The organism is Streptomyces sp. DSM 42067 (assembly GCF_055792885.1).
Map to the genome: position 1 here is coordinate 4,635,060 of NZ_CM147706.1, position 18,417 is coordinate 4,653,476.

The 18,417-nt window shown below is 70.8% G+C and carries 14 protein-coding genes; 5 read left to right on the forward strand and 9 right to left on the reverse strand.

What is annotated here, in order from left to right; all coding sequences use genetic code 11:
• Positions 1–64 precede the first annotated feature (64 nt).
• The 3 genes from ACSMXV_RS21300 to ACSMXV_RS21310 all read left to right on the forward strand — a co-directional run bounded on the left by ACSMXV_RS21300 (position 65) and on the right by ACSMXV_RS21310 (position 4,174).
• Positions 65–2,539: an MFS transporter gene (locus tag ACSMXV_RS21300; RefSeq protein WP_473179017.1), complete on the forward strand. Its 2,475-nt coding sequence runs from the start codon at positions 65–67 to the stop codon at positions 2,537–2,539.
• Positions 2,540–2,848: 309 nt separating this feature from the next.
• Positions 2,849–3,667: a YceI family protein gene (locus ACSMXV_RS21305; protein WP_473172929.1), complete on the forward strand. Its 819-nt coding sequence runs from the start codon at positions 2,849–2,851 to the stop codon at positions 3,665–3,667.
• 36 nt (positions 3,668–3,703) lie between these two features.
• Positions 3,704–4,174, forward strand: a complete 471-nt coding sequence (locus ACSMXV_RS21310) for a PPOX class F420-dependent oxidoreductase (protein WP_181868476.1) — start codon at positions 3,704–3,706, stop codon at positions 4,172–4,174.
• A gap of 50 nt (positions 4,175–4,224) precedes the next feature.
• Here ACSMXV_RS21310 and ACSMXV_RS21315 read toward each other — a convergent pair whose 3' ends face one another.
• Entirely contained in the window at positions 4,225–5,016 is a 792-nt protein-coding gene (locus ACSMXV_RS21315; RefSeq protein ID WP_473172930.1) for a TetR/AcrR family transcriptional regulator, read from the reverse strand.
• Between the two features lie 393 nt (positions 5,017–5,409).
• On the opposite strand from ACSMXV_RS21315, the gene ACSMXV_RS21320 reads away from it, so the two are divergent.
• Positions 5,410–6,186 carry an endonuclease/exonuclease/phosphatase family protein gene (locus tag ACSMXV_RS21320; RefSeq protein ID WP_473172931.1) on the forward strand — a complete coding sequence of 259 codons (777 nt, stop codon included), beginning with the start codon at positions 5,410–5,412 and terminating at the stop codon, positions 6,184–6,186.
• Here the strand turns inward: ACSMXV_RS21320 and ACSMXV_RS21325 are convergent, their stop codons facing one another.
• The 6 genes from ACSMXV_RS21325 to ACSMXV_RS21350 all read right to left on the reverse strand — a co-directional run bounded on the left by ACSMXV_RS21325 (position 6,187) and on the right by ACSMXV_RS21350 (position 14,006).
• The gene (locus tag ACSMXV_RS21325) at positions 6,187–8,460 is read right to left on the reverse strand and encodes a mannosyltransferase YkcB-related protein (protein WP_473172932.1); all 2,274 of its coding nucleotides are present in this window, start codon (positions 8,458–8,460) and stop codon (positions 6,187–6,189) included.
• Positions 8,457–9,854 carry a bifunctional glycosyltransferase family 2/GtrA family protein gene (locus ACSMXV_RS21330; protein WP_473172933.1) on the reverse strand — a complete coding sequence of 466 codons (1,398 nt, stop codon included), beginning with the start codon at positions 9,852–9,854 and terminating at the stop codon, positions 8,457–8,459. The genes ACSMXV_RS21325 and ACSMXV_RS21330 overlap by 4 nt, the downstream gene beginning before the upstream one ends.
• A gap of 26 nt (positions 9,855–9,880) precedes the next feature.
• The gene (locus ACSMXV_RS21335; protein ID WP_473179018.1) at positions 9,881–11,428 is read right to left on the reverse strand and encodes a sensor histidine kinase; all 1,548 of its coding nucleotides are present in this window, start codon (positions 11,426–11,428) and stop codon (positions 9,881–9,883) included.
• 188 nt (positions 11,429–11,616) lie between these two features.
• Positions 11,617–12,357: a response regulator transcription factor gene (locus tag ACSMXV_RS21340; RefSeq protein ID WP_473172934.1), complete on the reverse strand. Its 741-nt coding sequence runs from the start codon at positions 12,355–12,357 to the stop codon at positions 11,617–11,619.
• Between the two features lie 173 nt (positions 12,358–12,530).
• Positions 12,531–12,956, reverse strand: coding sequence for an antibiotic biosynthesis monooxygenase family protein (locus ACSMXV_RS21345; RefSeq protein WP_473172935.1), 426 nt, complete (start codon positions 12,954–12,956; stop codon positions 12,531–12,533).
• Positions 12,957–13,079: 123 nt separating this feature from the next.
• Positions 13,080–14,006: a DUF2797 domain-containing protein gene (locus tag ACSMXV_RS21350; protein WP_473172936.1), complete on the reverse strand. Its 927-nt coding sequence runs from the start codon at positions 14,004–14,006 to the stop codon at positions 13,080–13,082.
• A 263-nt stretch (positions 14,007–14,269) separates the two neighbouring features.
• On the opposite strand from ACSMXV_RS21350, the gene ACSMXV_RS21355 reads away from it, so the two are divergent.
• Positions 14,270–14,965 (forward strand): hypothetical protein, encoded by a 696-nt coding sequence (locus ACSMXV_RS21355; RefSeq protein WP_473172937.1) that lies wholly within the window; start codon positions 14,270–14,272, stop codon positions 14,963–14,965.
• Between the two features lie 73 nt (positions 14,966–15,038).
• On the opposite strand, the gene ACSMXV_RS21360 is transcribed toward ACSMXV_RS21355, so the two are convergent.
• Both ACSMXV_RS21360 and ACSMXV_RS21365 read right to left on the reverse strand, forming a co-directional pair.
• Positions 15,039–15,860: a YceI family protein gene (locus tag ACSMXV_RS21360; protein ID WP_473172938.1), complete on the reverse strand. Its 822-nt coding sequence runs from the start codon at positions 15,858–15,860 to the stop codon at positions 15,039–15,041.
• A 119-nt stretch (positions 15,861–15,979) separates the two neighbouring features.
• Positions 15,980–18,358 (reverse strand): MFS transporter, encoded by a 2,379-nt coding sequence (locus tag ACSMXV_RS21365; RefSeq protein WP_473172939.1) that lies wholly within the window; start codon positions 18,356–18,358, stop codon positions 15,980–15,982.
• Between the last annotated feature and the right edge of the window lie 59 nt (positions 18,359–18,417).

An 18,417-nucleotide genomic window follows, 5' to 3' on the forward strand; every position in this document is an offset into this window, starting at 1 on the left:
CACACCGGTCGGTGTGCGGGGCAGCCATGCCAAGCATGGAGCGGAAGCCGAGAGCGGCGCTCCGATGTCGCACCGGCAGATCATGGAGGCGCTGTCCGGGCTGATGCTCGGCATGTTCGCCGCCATCCTCTCGTCGACCGTCGTCTCCAACGCCCTGCCCACGATCATCAGCGACCTCGGCGGCGGCCAGAGCGCCTACACCTGGGTCGTGACCGCGCAGCTGCTGGCGATGACGGCCTCGACGCCCCTGTGGGGCAAGCTTGCCGACCTGATGAGCAAGAAGGCCCTGGTCCAGATAGGCCTCAGCATCTACATCGTGGGCTCGATCGTGGCCGGTTTCTCGCAGAACCCGGGCATGCTGATCACCGCACGTGTGATCCAGGGTCTCGGCGCCGGCGGTCTGACCGCTCTGGCCCAGATCATCATGGCCGCGATGATCTCCCCGCGTGAGCGGGGCCGGTACTCCGGCTACCTGGGCGCGGTCTTCGCCGTCGCCACCGTCGGCGGCCCGCTGCTCGGCGGCGTGATCACCGACACCGACTGGCTCGGCTGGCGCTACTGCCTCTTCGTCGGTGCGCCGTTCGCGCTGATCGCCCTCTTCGTGCTGCAGAAGACCCTGCACCTGCCGGTGACCAAGCGGAAAGTCAAGGTCGACTGGGCCGGCGCCTTCTTCATCACCGCCGCGGTCTGCCTACTGCTGGTCTGGGTGACCTTCGCCGACGACAAGTACGACTGGCTGTCCTGGCAGACCTACGCCATGGTCGGCGGCGCGATCGTTCTCACGCTGATCTTCCTTCTCGTCGAGAGCAAGGCGGCGGAGCCGATCATCCCGCTGCGGCTGTTCCGCAACCGCACCATCACGCTGGCCTCGCTGGCCTCGCTGTTCGTCGGTGTCGCGATGTTCGCGGGCACCGTGTACTTCAGCCAGTACTTCCAGCTGGCCCGGGACAAGTCGCCGACGATGTCCGGCGTCATGACGATCCCGATGATCGCGGGCCTGTTCGTCTCCTCGACCGTGTCCGGCCAGGTCATCACCAAGACCGGCAAGTGGAAGGCCTGGCTGGTCGCCGGCGGTGCGCTGGTGACGGCGGGTCTGGGTCTGCTGGGCACCCTTCGGTACGACACCGAGTACTGGCACATCGCGGTCTTCATGGCGATCATGGGTCTCGGCATCGGCATGATGATGCAGAACCTGGTGCTCTGCACGCAGAACCAGGTCGCCCCGCAGGACCTCGGCGCCGCCAGCTCCGTCGTCACCTTCTTCCGCTCCCTGGGCGGTGCGGTCGGTGTCTCGGCGCTCGGCTCCGTGATGTCCAGCCGTATCTCCCACTACGCCACGGACACGATCTCCGAGCTGAGCCCGAAGCAGCAGATGGAGGCCGGTAAGGCCCTGGGCGGCGGCATCCCCGACATGGACCTGCTGCCCGGCCCGATCCGCACCTGGCTGGAGAGCGCCTACGGGCACGGCATCGCCGACGTCTTCCTGTACGCCGCGCCGATCGCCTTCCTCGCCTTCCTGCTCACCCTGTTCATCAAGGAGGTCCCGTTGAGGGCGACTGGCGCCCTGCAGCAGGCCGCCGAGCAGAAGTCCGGCGTCACCCCGGCGCAGGCCCCGGCCGCCGCCGCGGTCGCCGAGGCCCCGGCCTCGGAGGAGAAGGTGCCGAGCTGGGCCGTCGCCGCCTCGCAGACGGAGGCCGGTCCCGATGGCACGCAGCGGCTGGCCGCAGTGGCCACCGTCGCGACGGCCCAGGGCGACTCCGCGGCCGGGTCCGCCGGTGGCGGGATCCCTGTCCGGGGTTACGTCCGCGGCGCCGAGAGCGCGCCCGTGGCCCGGGCCGCGGTCACGCTGATCTCCCTCGCCGGACGTCAGCTCGGCCGCTCCGTCGCCCAGGCCGACGGCGCCTACGCGCTCGACGCGCCGAGCGCGGGCAGCTACGTCCTGATCGCCTCCGCCGACGGCTTCCAGCCGCAGGCCTCGACGATCACCGTCGACGGCGAGCCGGTCGCGTACGACATCCTGCTGAGCGGCACGAGCGGCCTCAGCGGTGTGGTGCGGTCCGCCGACGGCGCTGCGCCGGTCCCCGGCGCGATGGTCATCGTGACCGACGTCCGCGGTGACGTACTGGCGACCGGGCTGACCGGCGAGCAGGGCGAGTTCGACTTCGCCGAGCTGGTGCCCGGGCCGGTGACCGTCGCCGTCAACGCGACCGGACACCGTCCGCTGGCCCTGCCCGTCGAGGTGGGCGGCACCGGGGTCACCCGGATCGAGGTCGCACTCCGCTCCGGCGCGCAGGTGCAGGGCACCGTACGGGCCGTCGGCGGACCGCTCGGGGACGCGCGCGTCACGCTCGTCGACGCCGCGGGCAACGTGGTCGGCACGGCGACGACCGGGTCGGACGGGGCGTACGCCTTCACCGACCTGGACGCCGGCGAGTACACCGTCATCGCGACGGGCTACCCGCCGGTGGCCACCGGCCTCTCCGTGAGCGGGCGCGGGGTCGACGGCCACGACATCGAACTCGCCCACCCGGGCGAGTAGCAGGCCCCCGGCCGCGTGGGGCGCGCTCCGAGCGGAGGCGCGCCCTGCGCGGCGGGGTAGGGGAGGCCTCCGGCCGGTCGCAATTTCGGGGCAGGGGACGGCCCTTGCGGCCCGGCCGGGGGCCAGGGGGGTCCGCCGTTGTGGGCAATCGTTCCGCAGGGCTGGGGGCACCTCCCAGCGGTAGCTGGGGGAGGGTGGGCACAACCCACGACGGACAGCGCCCTGGGGTGTGGGGTCGGCGCTGGTACACAGTCCGCCGGCACTCGTACGAACAAAGCCGCCCCCAAGCCACGCAAGGAGAGAAACGGAATGGCGCTCAGCGCACGCATCCAGACGCGGGACGGCTGGGCCGTGCCCCACGCGGTGGTCACGGTGACCGACATGACCGGTACGCAGGTGCTGCGCGCCGGAACCGACAGCGAGGGCGCCGTACGGGACGTGACGCCCCTCGCCCCCGGCCCGTACACGGTGATCGTCACGGCGATCGGGTACGTGCCGACCGCGTCGACGGCTCTCGTCACGGCGAGTGGGCGCGCCGAGATCGGCAACGTCGTCCTCGCCCGCCAGGGCGGGACCGAGTTGCCGCCGCCCGGGCCGTGGAGCATCGACCCCGCGCACTCCTCGGTCGGCGCGGTCGCCCAGCACCTGGGCATCTCCAGCGTGCACGGCCGCTTCACCGACTTCGGCGGACGCATCGAGATCGCCCAGGACGTGGAGAAGTCCCACGTCGAGGCGGTCATCCGCGCCGCCTCCATCAACACCGGCAACGACATGCGCGACGGGCACCTCAGGTCGCCGGACTTCCTCGACATCGAGCAGTACCCGGAGATCACCTACCGCTCGACCGACCTGAGCCCCGCCGGATCCGACCGCTGGACCGTCCACGGCGAACTCCACCTGCACGGCGTCGCACGCCCCGCCGACCTCGACCTCGCCTACCTCGGCACCGGACCCGACCCCTGGGGCGGCGTCCGCGCCGCCTTCCGCGCCACCACCGAACTGCGACGCGAAGACTTCGCAATGAACTACAACCAGGTCGTACAGGCCGGCATCGCCGCGATCGGCACGACACTCAAAGTCGAACTCGACATCCAGGCCGTACAAGGCGAAACACTGCCACAGGCGTAGGCGTACGCCGGGGTTGCCCGGCGTAGGGTGCCCGCTATGGCACCCAACATCGCGACGAACACCAAAGTCTCTCTCGAAGAGCTGCTGGACTTCGTACGGCCCCGGCACCGGGCCATCCTGCTGACCCGGCGGGCCGACGGCGGCCCTCAGGCCTCGCCTCTGACCTGCGGGGTCGACGACTCGGGGCGGATCGTCGTCTCGACGTATCCGGAACGTGCCAAGACGCGTAACGCGAAGCGGGACGCGCACGTGAGCATTCTCGTGCTGAGCGACGACTGGAACGGGCCGTGGGTCCAGATCGACGGGTCCGCCGAGGTCATCGATGCGCCGGACTCGGTCGAGCCTCTGGTCGAGTACTACCGGAACATCGCGGGGGAGCACCCGGACTGGGACGAGTACCGCGCGGCGATGATCAAGCAGGGGAAGTCCATCATCCGGATCACTCCGGAGCGATGGGGGCCGGTGGCCACGGGCGGCTTCCCGGCACGCCTGGCTCCACCGGAGTAACGGGCGCCACCTGCCGGCGGGTGGGTCGGGGCGTACGCGTCTGAGTCCGCCTACGTGCGCCCCGGGACCTTCGCCTCGATCCCGGCAACCAACAAGTCGAGCGCGAACGAGAAGTCCCGCTCCCGCAGTTCCTCGACCGTTCCCCCAGCCCGGGGCGCCATGCCGGACTCCGCGACGAGCTCACCGAGTTCGGGAGTCCGCTCGACCCTCGCCATGGCCTGCCGCACGTACTCGTCCTGACTCACCCCGGCCGCGGCGCACCGCCGCACAAAGTGGCCCTCGATCGTGCCGAAGCCGTAAACGAACTGGAAGACCGCGGAGATCGCCCCGCCGAGGGCGTCCGGGGGCAGCCCCGTGCGGCGGACGACGCGCTGCACCGCGAGCAGGAAGTCCAGATAGTGCGGTCCGATGTTGAGGAAGGTCCCCGCCAGGGGGGACACCCAGGGATGGCGGACCAGCAAGTCCCGGTACTCCGTGGCGAGTTCGCGAAGCTGGTCGCGCCAGTCCGCGCCGGACTCGGGGTCGGGCAGCCGTAGTTCGCCGTAGGCCGCGTCGAGGGCGAGCTCGAGGAGGTCGTCCTTGGTGTCCACGTACCAGTAGAGCGACATCGCCGTGACGTCGAGGTCGGCTGCGAGCCGGCGCATGGAGAACTTCCCGAGCCCTTCCGCGTCGAGCAGACGCACCGTGGCCCCGGTGATGCGGTCCCGGTCGAGACCGGACGGCTGGCCGTTCCCCCGCGGAGCGCTGTCCCGAGAGGGCTCCGCGGCGCCGCGGGACGTCTTGCCCTCCAGCCAGACGCTGGTCCGCGTCCGACGCCTGGTCTGGTCGGCTGCCCTCACCATGGCGCACCTTCCTGGGAGCTCGTGGATGTGCCGGGCGGACCGGAACCGACTGGTCCGCCCCTCTCGATGCTATGCGGGTCGGCCGCGTACTTCGCTCCCCCAACCGGCGGGTTCCGCCCTCGGACCCGCACAGCAGGGCGTACCGGGCAGCGGGAGTTGACGGCCGTACGACCGAGCACACGGCCGTATGTGTGATGCCCGACTTCTGCCGCGGACAAGGCGATTCAGGAGTACCGTTCTGCGCGCTTCCGACATCTGGAGAGGCCATGTCAACGCGTCGTACGGTTCAACTGGCCCTGGCAGCCGGGCTTCTGGGCGCACTCGCGGCGCCGCCCGCCCACGCCGACACCGGGGCCGACTGGGGGTCCCCCCTGCTCGAGCGGAGCCGAGAGCTTGGGGGAGGCGGCCGAGAAGTGCCGCTGCGCGTCGTACAACATCCATGCCGGAGCCGGTATGGACAACGTCTTCGATCTCGACCGCCAGGAGGCGGCGCTGCGTGCGCTGGACGCGGACGTCATCGGCCTGCAGGAGGTCGACGTTCACTGGGGCGCGCGCAGCGGATGGCGCGATCTGGCCGGTGAGCTGGCGGACCGGCTGGGGATGTACGTGTACTTCGCGCCCATATACAGCTTCGATCCGCCGGCCGAAGGTCAGCCCCGGCGCGAGTACGGGCTCGCGGTGCTGTCCCGCCATCCGATCGGGGACGCCGAGAACCACGAGATCACCCGGCTGTCGACGCAGGACCCGAACCCGGTGCCCGCACCGGCCCCCGGATTCCCCGAAGTGGTGCTCCGCGTCAAGGGCGTTCCGGTGCACGTCTATGTGACGCATCTCGACTACCGGCCCGATCCTTCCGTCCGTGCCGCCCAGGTCGCCGACACCCGGCGGATCATGGCCGAGGACTGCGACCGGCACGGCCGCTGTCCCCGGCAGATCCTGCTCGGCGACCTCAACGCCGAGCCGTCCGCGCCCGAACTCGCGCCTCTCTGGGAGGACCTGACCGACTCCGCGCCGGCCGGTCTGACCTTCCCGGCGCTGAATCCCGTGAAGCGCATCGACTATGTGGCGGTGGGCGACGGTGTCCGGATACGCGACGGGGCGGTGGCCGAGACGCTCGCCTCGGACCACCGCCCCGTCCTCGCCGATCTGTTGATCCGGCGCGGACCCTGATCAGCTCTTGGGCTGGGTCAGGTCGTAGAAGGTGGCGCTGCCCACGGTCACCGTCTTGAAGTTCTCCTCCACCCACGAGCTGATCTGGGACGCGGTGCCGTTGTCGCCGCCTCCGCCGCCCATGCCGCCCGCGATGAAGTAGTGGATCTTCCCGTCCTCGACGTACTGCTTGAACTGGGCGAGCGTCGGGGACGGGTCGCTGCCGTTGAAGCCGCCGATCGCCATGACCGGGTCGCCGGTGGAGAGCTGGTAGCTGGCGGCGTTCTGCGCGCCGATGGCCGCGGCGACCCAGGTGTAGTCGTCAGCGTTCTTCTCGAGCAGCGCCTTGGCCTCGGAGCTGACGTCGGCGCCGTTGAGCAGGCCGCCCATGCCGCCGCCCGCGCCACCCGTCCGGCCTTCGCCCATGGCGCCGCCGGGCATGCCGCCCTGCTGGCCCTGGCCCTGCGCCTGGCCGTTCTGGCCCTGCTGGCCGGTGGGCGGCTGACCCATTCCACCGCCCTGCTGGCCGGTGGGCGGCTGACCCGTGCCGCCGCCCTGCTGCTGGCTCTGGCCCTGCGCTTGGCCGGTCTGGCCGGTCTGGCCGGGCGGCTGCATGCCGCCGGGACCGCCGCCCCGGCCTCCGCCACCGCCCGGGCCGCCCATCATGCTGGCGCCGGCCGGACCCGCGGTGACGATGGAGCCCATGTGCCCGGTCCCCAGCGTGCTCAGGGTGTACGCGGTCGGTCCGGCGAGTGACGTCACCAGACCGAGGCCCACCGCGGCGAGCGCCAGCTGCCGACCGAGACGCGCCGCGACCAGCAGGCCGAGCGCGGACACCAGACCGCCGATGAGCACGAACCACTTCAGCCACGGCAGGTAGTCCGGCGTGCGGTTCAGCAGGACGTACGACCACACCGCCGTCGCCGCCACGGCGCCCGCCAGGGCGAACGACGCCCACTTCTTGGCGCGCTCCTCCCACAGCACCGTCGAGCCCATGCCGATCAGCGCCGCCATGTAGGGCGCCAGCGCCACCGTGTAGTACTGGTGGAAGATGCCGGCCATGAAGCTGAAGATCAGGCCGGTCATCAGCAGCGAGCCACCCCAGGCGAGGAACGCGTTCCGGGCGGCGTCCGTCCTCTTCGCCTTCCAGGTGAGCGCGATGCCCGCGACGAGCAGGATCAGTGCGGCAGGCAGCAGCCAGGAGATCTGGCCGCCGATCTCGGAGTTGAACATCCGGTCGATGCCGGTCTCGCCCCACTGGCCGCCCCCGGTACCCCCGCCACCGCCGCCGACGCTTCCGGTCTCCTCGCCGTTGATGCGGCCGAGGCCGTTGTAGCCGAAGGTCAGCTCCAGGAACGAGTTGTTCTGCGAGCCGCCGATGTACGGCCGCGAGGACGCGGGCCACAGCTCCACGATCGCGACCCACCAGCCGCCCGCGACGACCATCACCAGGCCGGACAGCAGCAGCTGGCCGATGCGCTTCTTCAGCTTCACCGGGGCGCACACCGCGTACAGCGCGGCGAGCGCCGGAAGGATCAGGAAGGCCTGCAGGGTCTTGGTCAGGAAGGCGAAGCCGACGGCGACGCCCGCCCAGACGAGCCACTTGGTGCGGCCGTCCTCCAGAGCGCGCAGCACGCAGTAGACCGTGACGGTCATCAGGAGGGCGAGCAGCGCGTCCGGGTTGTTGAAGCGGAACATCAGCGCGGCGACCGGGGTGAGCGCGAGCACGGCGCCCGCGATCAGACCGGCGGCGGCGCTGAAGCGCCGGCGCACGGCCGCGTACAGGACGCCGACCGTGGCCACGCCCATCAGCACCTCGGGGACGAGGATCGCCCACGAGCTGAGGCCGAAGAGGCGGACGGACAGCGCCATCGGCCACAGGGCGGCCGGGGGCTTGTCGACGGTGATGGCGTTGGCCGCGTCGAGCGAGCCGAAGAAGAAGGCCTTCCAGCTCTGGCTGCCGGCCTGGACGGCCGCGGAGTAGAAGGAGTTGGCGTATCCGGAGGAGCTGAGGTTCCACAGGTACAGCAGCCCGGTGACCAGCAGCAGCGCGAGGAACGCGGGGCGCGCCCAGCGGGGGTCGTCGGGGCGGCCGCGCCAGAGGCGCCGCAGGAGCGGGTCCTTGGGGCGGCCGTCGCCGACCTCGGTGGTGTCGTATGCCGGTGCCGCGCTGGGCATCGGGGGCGCCTGGACGGTCGCCTGCGCAACGGTGGCGACGGCGGGAGCCGGGCTGCCACTCGGCGGGCCCCAGGCGGGGTCCACGCCTCCCGGGTGGCGGATATCGGATGTCGTCATCGGACGTTCCTCGGATCGTGGTCGTGTGGGCGCACCGCGTGCAGCTGCACGGTCGCGTCCCAGGGCTGGTCCGCGCCCACACCGGCGGGGACCTTGTGCATGTCGTACGCGGGCAGGGGCTCCGAAGGCGTGTCGTCACGCCGGTCCGGGAAGACCCACGCCCGGAAGAGCAGGAAGCGCAGCACCGTCGCGGCGAGGTTGGCGGCGATGAGCACCGCCAGCTCGGTGGAGTGCGAGGGGTCGCCGGCCGCGGCGTCCAGCGCGGCGAGGGAGCCGCTCGTCAGGGCGAGCCCGATGCCGAAGACCACGAGGCCCTGTGCCTGGTGGCGGACGGCGCTTTCACGGCCTCGTACGCCGAAGGTGAGCCGCCGGTTGGCCGCCGTGTTGGCGACCGCGGAGACCAGCAGGGCCAGGGCGTTGGCGACCTGGGGCTCCGCGAAGGCGCGGCAGAGGGAGTAGAGCAGCAGGTAGAACAGGGTGGAGAGGGCGCCCACCACGCAGAAGCCGACCAGCTGGCGGGCCAGGCCGCCCGGCACTCCGGGCAGCTGCCGGTCGCGCGGGTCGTCGCCGAAGGGCCGGGCGAGCCGGTCCAGCGGCAGGGAGCCGGTGGCCAGTGCGCGGCCCACGCGCCACACGCCCTTGAGGTCGTCGGTCGCGGTCTTCAGGATGTGCACGGTGGAGTCCGGGTCGTCGACCCAGTCGACCGGCACCTCGTGGATGCGCAGCCCGGCGCGCTCGGCCAGGACCAGCATCTCGGTGTCGAAGAACCAGCCGGTGTCCTCGACGAGCGGCAGCAGCACCTGCGCGACATCGCGCCGGATCGCCTTGAAGCCGCACTGGGCGTCGGAGAACCGGGCCTGCAGCGACCCGCGGAGGATGAGGTTGTACGCGCGGCTGATGAACTCCCGCTTGGGGCCGCGCACCACGCGCGAGCTGCGCGACAGCCGGGAGCCGATCGCCAGGTCCGAATGGCCGGAGATCAGCGGAGCGACGAGCGGGAGCAGCGCGTTGAGGTCCGTCGAGAGGTCGACGTCCATGTAGGCGAGGATCGGCGCGTCCGATGCGGACCAGACGGTGCGCAGCGCCCTGCCGCGCCCCTTCTGCTCCAGCCGGAAGTACCGGACCGACTCCGTTGTCGATGCCAGCCGGGCCGCCACCTGCGGAGTGCTGTCCGTGGAGGCGTTGTCCGCGATCGTGATGCGGAAGCGGTAGGGGAAGGTGCGGACGAGGTGGTCGTACAGCCGTTCCACACACGGCCGGAGGTCCTTCTCCTCGTTGTAGACGGGGATCACTACGTCAAGTACCGGCACCCCGCCCTCACCGGCCTGGATGTGCTTCCTGGCCGGCAGAGCACCCGCTGAGGGGTCGGTGCCCGAAGAAGAGTCGGTTCGCATGACACAGAGATTCGCCAACGCCCCTGTTATGCCTGTGTGGTGAGGCTGTGGCCTGCCTGTGAGTGCGGGACCGATGCGTCGTACGCGGGCGGCGGGACCGATTCCTGGTACGCGGGCAGCGGGACAGATTCCTGGTACGCGGGCAGGTGGACGGTGAACACCGTGCGTCCGGGCACGCTGTCGACCGTCACGGTGCCGCCGTGCGCGGACGCCACGGCCTGCACGATCGCGAGGCCGAGGCCGGTGGAGCCGGAGGCGCGCGACCGTGAGGAGTCGCCGCGCGCGAACCGCTCGAAGACGTGCGGCAGCAGCTCCGGCGGAATGCCGGGCCCGTCGTCGTCGATGTCCAGGCACACCCAGGAGCCCTGCCGGCGCACGCGTGCGGTGACCGTCGTGCCGGGTGGCGTGTGGGTACGCGCGTTGGCGAGGAAATTGACCAGCACCTGCTGCAGTCGTGCAGCGTCGGCCAGGACGACCGCGGGCTCGTCGGGCAGCTCCAGGCGCCACTTGTGATCCTGCCCGGCCGCGCGCGCGTCACTGACGGCGTCCACGACCAGCGGTGAGAGATCAGTGCTCTCATACGAGAGCGGCCGTCCGGCGTCGAGCCGGGCGAGCAGCAGCAGATCCTCGACGAGCCCCGTCATACGTTTCGCCTCGGACTCGATCCGCCCGAGGGCATGCCGCGTGTCGGGCCCGGTCTCCTCCCGGCCCCATCGAGTCAGCTCCGCGTATCCACGGATCGACGCCAGCGGCGTACGCAGCTCGTGGCTGGCGTCCGCGACGAACTGCCGCACGCGCGTCTCGCTGCGCTGCCGCGCGTCCAGCGCAGCGTGGATGTGGTCGAGCATGCGGTTGAGCGCGGCACCCACCTGGCCGATCTCGGTCCGAGGGTCGGCCTCGGACTCCGGAACGCGCTCGTACAGCGCCACCTCGCCGCTGTGCAGCGGCAGTTCGGAGACCCGGGTCGCGGTCGCGGCGACGCGGCGCAGAGGGCGCAGAGCGACGCCGACCATGGCGACGCCGGCGATCGATGCGGCGACGAGACCCGCGGCGGTGACGCTGACCTCGACGGCGATGAGGGTGCTGATGGTGTCCTGGACCTCGGCCTCGGGGAGGCCGACCAGGGTGTTGCTGGGCTCGGAGAAGGTGACCCGGTAGTCGCCCAGGCCGGGGATGTAGACGCTGTGCGCCTTACCGTCCTGCGGTACGGATTGCAGGGCGGCCTGCTGCGCATCGGTCAGCTCGGTGATCTTGCTGGCGCTGTCCTGGTCGCTCCTCGCGGCCTCGGTGATGGTGCCGTCCGAGGAGACCACGGCGGCCACCGCGTCCTCCCGGACAGGTCCTCCCAGGAAGTTCAGGGGGTCGTCCGTCTGCTGGCCAGGCGCTGGCACTGCCCCTTGCTCACCCGGCCGGTTGGGGTCCGGGCCACGGTCGGAGATGGTTGCGACCCCGCGCACCTGCTTGTCCAGCTGTTCGTACAGGTAGCTGTGCAGGGCTATCGTCGTCACCGTCCCGATCACCGCACACACGACGGCGATCAGCGCGACGGACCCGAGCACGAGCCGTGTACGCAGCGACCGCGGCTGCCGCTGCTTCCCCGGCTTCCCCCTGAGCCTGCGCCGAAGGGGCGCGCCGGTGTCGAGAGGGCGAGCGCGCGGAGGCCCGACGAAGGAGGGCTGAGCACGGTCGTCCTCTCGACACCGGCTGTGGCGCCCCGGAGGCGAACCCAATGACACGTGCGACCGCGGCTGCTGCGCCGGGCTCATGACGCGGCAGGCTTGATCAGGTACCCGGCACCGCGCCGCGTGTGGATCATGGGCTCACGTCCAGCATCGATCTTCCGGCGGAGATACGAGATATAGAGCTCGACGACGTTGGCCTGGCCGCCGAAGTCGTAGCTCCACACGCGGTCGAGTATCTGCGCCTTGCTGAGCACCCGGCGTGGATTGCGCATCAGGAAGCGCAGCAGCTCGAACTCGGTGGCGGTGAGGTGGATGGAGGTGCCCCCGCGGGTCACCTCGTGGCTGTCTTCGTCGAGGGTCAGGTCACCGACGACGAGCATGGACTCACTGCGCGCGTCGGCGGCGCCGGCGCGGCGGATCAGCCCCCGCAGCCGTGCGACGACCTCCTCGAGGCTGAACGGCTTGGTGACGTAGTCGTCGCCGCCCGCCGTGAGCCCGGCGATACGGTCCTCGACGGCGTCCTTCGCCGTCAGGAACAGCACCGGCACATCGGGCAGCTCACGACGGAGCCGGCCGAGCACGGTGAGCCCGTCCATGTCGGGCAGCATCATGTCCAGCACGACGGCGTCGGGCCGGAAGTCGCGGGCGGTCTGCACCGCGCCCGTTCCGTCACCCGCGGTGCGGATCTGCCAGCCCTCGTAACGCAGGGCCATGGACAGCAGCTCGGTGATCGACAGCTCGTCGTCCACGACGAGCACGCGGACCGGGCTCCCGTCCGGCCTCAGCAGTTCGGTACGCCCCTGGGGCGAGATCGTGGTCATGGTGCACACCTTCGACTGCCGCTCTGAGAGCACGCTTTCGGGAACCTGTGAATTCCCTGAGAAACACACAGGGAGCTCTCAGGGAACATCTGGGAACCGCTGGGAACCGCTGTCCCGCGCGGCGTGCCGACCAGCCGAGGCGTCAGCCCGGCCGAAGGTGAGCGCTCCGCAACCTACTTGCGGAACCCATGACTCCGCTCAACTTTCGCAATGTGCAGGGTGTAACTCTCGTACCACTCTTCCCGCCCACGCTTCTGGGCGGCGCGGTGCTCCATGTCGCTCCGCCACTCCTTGATGGCGTCCTCGTCCCGGAAGTACCCGACGGTGATACCGAGCCCACCGGGAGTCCGCGCCGAGTCCATCCCCAGGAACCCGGGGACGTCCTTCACCAACTCCTCCAGCCGTCCGGCGGTTTCGCCGTAACCGCCGTCCCCCTCCGTCCGGATGGAGGTGAACACCACGGCGTAGTAGGGGACTTCGAAGGCGGGCTGGGGAGCGGGCCCGTGAGCGACGTCAGACGTCGCGGACGAAGGCGTCGCGGACGAAGGCGTCGCGGACGAAGGCGTCGCGGACGAAGGCGTCACAGATGAATCGGTCATGACCAGACTGTCGCGCCGGACGGTCCCGGCCGTCCAGGCACTTTCCGAAGGGGAGCCACAAGCGATCGATCTCTTGACCTTCGACGCCAGGCACACGGCGGGGCCGGCCCGCGCCGCCCGCTCTCAGAACAACCCGTCCTGCACACCCCCGAACTCCCGCACAGGCACCGTCAATCCACCCCGTCCATCCCGACCGTCCCCTGCTACACCGGTCAACTCCCACCCGGTCATGAGCCGCGTGTCCAGTACGACCACACCGCGCTCGGTGGCCAGATGCAGGTCCGGCCCGGCGGCAGCCACCAGCTCACCGCTCACCACACCACCGGCGACGAGCTCGCCCACGGCTCCCACGGCGGACGGCAGACCCTCCAGCCCGAACACCGCCGTGTGATCGACCGCTTCGAACGGCGCCGGCCGCACGGACTCCGGCCATCCCTCGAGCCGCACCGCCCGGGCGTGCAGCTGCGCGATCTCCGCCGCTCGGGCGGCCGGCTCCGGCAGCGCGGCCCGCACCGCCCGCTTGGCGTTGTACGGAATCCGGTCCGGCACACCCAGAGCCGTACGCAGCAGGTCCTCGGTCCGCCGCGCGGCCATCAGCGGCCCGCGCCCCAGCCAGGTGAACACCACCGCGCCCTGCTCGAGCAGCCGCGCGGACCCCCGCTCGACCGCCGTGATCCCCACCTTGACCATGCCTGGTCCGAACCAGGCCAGATAGACCGCGTACGGCCGGGGATCATCCGGCAGCGTGTCGGCGGCGACGGAATGCGCCCGATCCAGCCGCCCGCACTCCTCGCACCGCGCCCCCGTACTCCGCCCCGGCACCCGCGCCCGCACCGGGCACTCGTGCCCGCGCGTCCCCACGCACCGCCGGACACTGCCGCCCACGACGGCGAACGCCACCCGCTTCCCCCACGTCAGCCCACTTCTCCGCCCCCCGTCCCACACCAGCAGGGGCCCTCCCCCAAGCTCTCGGCTTGGCTCGAGCAGGGGGGACCCCCATGCCGCCGACCACCGAAGCCCCGAACACCGCCACGTCTGCACCCTCTGCATCGCCGCACCCTCACATGTGCCCTCACTCATGAGCGTAGGACCGGCCACTGACAGTGCCGGGGCGGGCAGCCGACCGCGCCTCCTCTATCAGGACAACCACCATCCGGCAAGTCCCGAATTCTCCTGTCACGCGAATCAGGGGCATGACCCGAAATGCTGCCGCGGCTTCACTGGGACATGGGTTCACACCGACCCACAACTCAAAAGCCCGCGAATCAAGCGGGCCATGTCTTCGAAAATCTCTTCACCTATTCTGATTGGAAATGATTTCTATGGCTCTCCGCTCCCCGAAGCAGCGCTTTGCGATCTTTGCCGCCTCGTCCGCCGTGGTTGCAGGAGGCGTCCTGCTCCCCACCAGCGCATTCGCGGCCTCGGCGACGCCGCACGTCGGCACCGTGACCACGATCGCGGCCGCGCAGGGCGACCAGGGTCACCTGGACGTCGCCGATCCCGCGGAGAAGTGGGTGGAGACCACCGATGCCCCCAGCGGCATCACTTTCAAGCTTCCCGGAAAGCCATCGGTCCAGGAATTCTCCGAAACCGGCGTCGACGGCACGACCATCACGGGCCGCCAGTACATGCTGGCCGGCACTGACGGGATCGTCACCGTCTTCGTCGTCTTCGACGCGCCTGGCACCCAGGAGAATCTCAAGAACGGTCTTGAGGGCGTCCGTGAGACCTTCCGCACCGAGTTCGGCAAGACCGCCACCAGCACCAGCGGAAAGAAGACCACGGTCGACGGCCACCCCGCCCTCCACACGGATCTGTCCACGAAGGACGACGACCCCCAGACCGGTTCGGCGTGCATCATCGCCGAGGAAACCCACATGGTGGAGGTCCTGACCCTGGGCGACGCGGCGGACGAGAAGGCCGTGGACAAGATGCACCAGCAGACCCTCGACAGCGTGCACACACCCTCTTCCTCCGGCTCCTCCGGTTCTTCCGGAACCTCTGTCTGAGCCACTACGGCAGAAGCCCCTCGGGATCATCCCGAGGGGCTTCTGATCTGTGCGCCCGGAGGCGTGCCGTCGGTCACGCCTCGGGCAGCGTCTCTCCCTGTACGGCCTGGATGTCGAGCTGGACTTTGAGTGTCGTGCCGATCGCGGCGATGCCGGCCTGTACGACCTGGTTGTAGTTCATTGCGAAGTCTTCGCGTCGCAGTTCGGTGGTGGCGCGGAAGGCGGCGCGGACGCCGCCCCAGGGGTCGGGTCCGGTGCCGAGGTAGGCGAGGTCGAGGTCGGCGGGGCGTGCGACGCCGTGCAGGTGGAGTTCGCCGTGGACGGTCCAGCGGTCGGATCCGGCGGGGCTCAGGCCGGTCGAGCGGTAGGTGATCTCCGGGTACTGCTCGATGTCGAGGAAGTCCGGCGACATGAGGTGCCCGTCGCGCATGCCGTTGCCGGTGTTGATGGAGGCGGCGCGGATGACCGCCTCGACGCGGGACTTCTCCACGTCCTGGGCGATCTCGATGCGTCCGCCGAAGTCGGTGAAGCGGCCGTGCACGCTGGAGATGCCCAGGTGCTGGGCGACCGCGCCGACCGAGGAGTGCGCGGGGTCGATGCTCCACGGCCCGGGCGGCGGCAACTCGGTCCCGCCGGCCTGACGGCCGACGACGATCTGTCCGATCTCGGCGCGCCCACTCGCCGTGACGAGAGCCGTCGACGCGGTCGGCACGTACCCGATCGCCGTGACGATCACCGTGTACGGGCCGGGGGCGAGGGGAGTGTCGTCGGTGACGGTGCCGTCGGTGCCGGCCTCGGCGCGCAGGATCTGCGTACCGGTCATGTCGGTCACCGTGACCACCGCGTGGGGCACGGCCCAGCCGTCCCGGGTGCGGACCCGTGCGCTGAGCGCCATGGTGCTTCACTCTCTTCCGTGCTGTGTGGTGCGTGCCGTTGCCCGTTGCCCACCGAAGGGCGACAGTGCGGGTCCCCGGCGACGGGACACGGCCGTCCCATCGCCGGGGTTCCGGTGAACTACTCGCCGGTGTGCGCCAGTTCGATGTCGTGGTCGTCGACACCGCTGCCGGCGACGGTCACTCCGGCGGCCTGCGGCGGGTAGCCGGTCGCGATGACCGTGTACGCGCCGCTGTCCAGGTCGGAGAAGGCGTACGCCCCGTCGTGGCCCGTGGTCGTCGTGGCGACCACGTTGCCCGCGGCGTCCACCAGGGTCACCCGCGCGTCGCTCAGCGGTGCGCCCGCGCCACGCACGGTGCCCCGCACCTGAGCCCCGGGCCGGAGCTCGACCTCTATACGCGTGGTGCCGGCACCGCCGATCTCGACGGGCAGGGCCAGGGGCCGGTGCTTGGCCGAGTTGACCGCGAGGGTCGCCGTGCCCGGCACCAGGTCGGTGATGGTGAACTCGCCCAGGGCGTCGGTCTGCCCGGTGGCCAGGACGTCACCGCGGACGTCGGTCACGATGACCACGGCCCCGGCGACCGGGACCCCGCTGTCCGCGGACCGCACCACACCGGCCAGACCGCTCGTACCGCTCAGCAGGATGTCGTACGCGACCGGTTCGTCGTTGACGACGATCGTCGAGGCCTGCGGCCGGAAGCCGTCCGCGGACGCGATCAGGACGTACGAACCGGCGCTCGGCGCGTCCAGACCGTACGACCCGTCGCCGTGCGCGACCGACCGGCCCAGCTGCCGCCCGCCGAGCGAGATCAGCGTCACCGCGGCTCCGGCCACGGGCGCGCTCTCGGCACCGCGGACGTAACCCCGCACCGGAATCCCGCCCCCGGCGGACCTGGTCGCGGAGTCGCCCTGAGCCGTCGCGACCGCGGCCAGTACGGCCGTGTGCTGAGTACGCTCCGCCGACGCACCGCCGGACTCCGAGGCAGCGACCGACCAGCTCGGCGCCGTCTTCACAGCGGCGGCCAGGGCCGGCTCTCCGGCGGACGGCGTCGCCGACGCGGCGACCTCCGCCCCGGCGGCGGCCGGCCGCTGGCGCGGGATGAACGCGGCGAGAGCGAAGGAGAGGAGTGCCGCGCCGCCGCCGACGGCCAGGACGGTACGGAAGCCGTCCTGGGAGGGCAGGGCGACGCTGCCGAAGTCGGTGGTCATCTGCGCAAGGATGACGCCGGCGGCCGCACTGGCGACCGAGGTGCCGATGGACCGCATCAAGGTGTTGAGGCTGTTGGCGGCGCCCGACTGGGACGCGGGCACGGCGCCCATGATCAGCGCGGGCATCGCACCGTAGGTGAAGCCGATACCGGCGCCGATGACGCAGGAAACCAGCACGAAGTGCCAGACCTCGTCCATCAGCACGATGTTCAGGCCGTAGCCTGCGGCCACGATCAGGGCGCCGACCATCAGGGTCGCCTTCGGGCCCTTGGCCCTCGAGAGAGCGGCGGAGATCGGGGCCGTGGCCATCATCACGAGGCCGGACGGCGCCATGACCAGGCCGGCGGTGAGCATCGTCTTGCCCAGACCGTAGCCGGTCGCCTCAGGCAACTGTAGGAGCTGAGGAAGGACCAGGGACATCGAGAACATGCCGAACCCGAGCGCCACCGAGGCGAGGTTGGTGAACAGCACCTGACGGCGCGCGGTGGTACGCAGGTCCACCAGCGGCTGCGTGGTACGCAGCTCCCACCAGCCCCAGATCAGCAGGACGACGACCGCGGCGCCGAACAGTCCGAGTGTGGTACCGCTGTCCCAGCCCCAGTCGGCGCCCTTGGAGATCGCCAGCAGCAGGCAGACCAGACCGGCCGCCATACCGATGCCGCCTATCAGGTCGAAACGCCCGCCGGAACGCACCTTGGACTCGGGCACGAGGATCGGGACGAGTATGAAGGCGACAACGCCGAGGGCGGCCGAGGTCCAGAACAGCACATGCCAGTCGAAGTTGTCGGCGATGAAGGCCGCGGCGGGCAGGCCGAGGGCGCCGCCGACGCCGAGGGACGCGCTCATCATCGCGGTGGCGGAGCCGAGCCGTTCGGCGGGCAGCTCGTCGCGCATGATGCTGATGCCGAGCGGGATGACACCGGCCGCCAGGCCCTGCAGGGCGCGCCCGACGATCATCGGGGTCAGGGAGTCGCTGAGGGCGGCCGTGACGGATCCGGCCACCAGCATGACCAGGCTCACCAGGAGCATGCGGCGCTTGCCGTACATGTCTCCGAGCCGCCCCATGATCGGGGTGGCGATGGCGGCGGCGAGCAGCGTGGCGGTGACGGCCCAGGCGGTGTCCGCCGACGAGGCGTTCAGGAGCTTCGGCAGCTCAGGAACGATCGGGATCACCAGGGTCTGCATCAGCGAGACCACGATCCCGCCGAAGGCCAGGACCGCCACGACGGTATTCGCCCGCGGCGCTGCGGACTCCCCGTCATCGACGGGTCGGGGAAGGGCATGGGACATGGTCGAGCCTCCACGTGGACGATCGGGTACGCGCCGGACATCACGGTACGTCAGTTGAT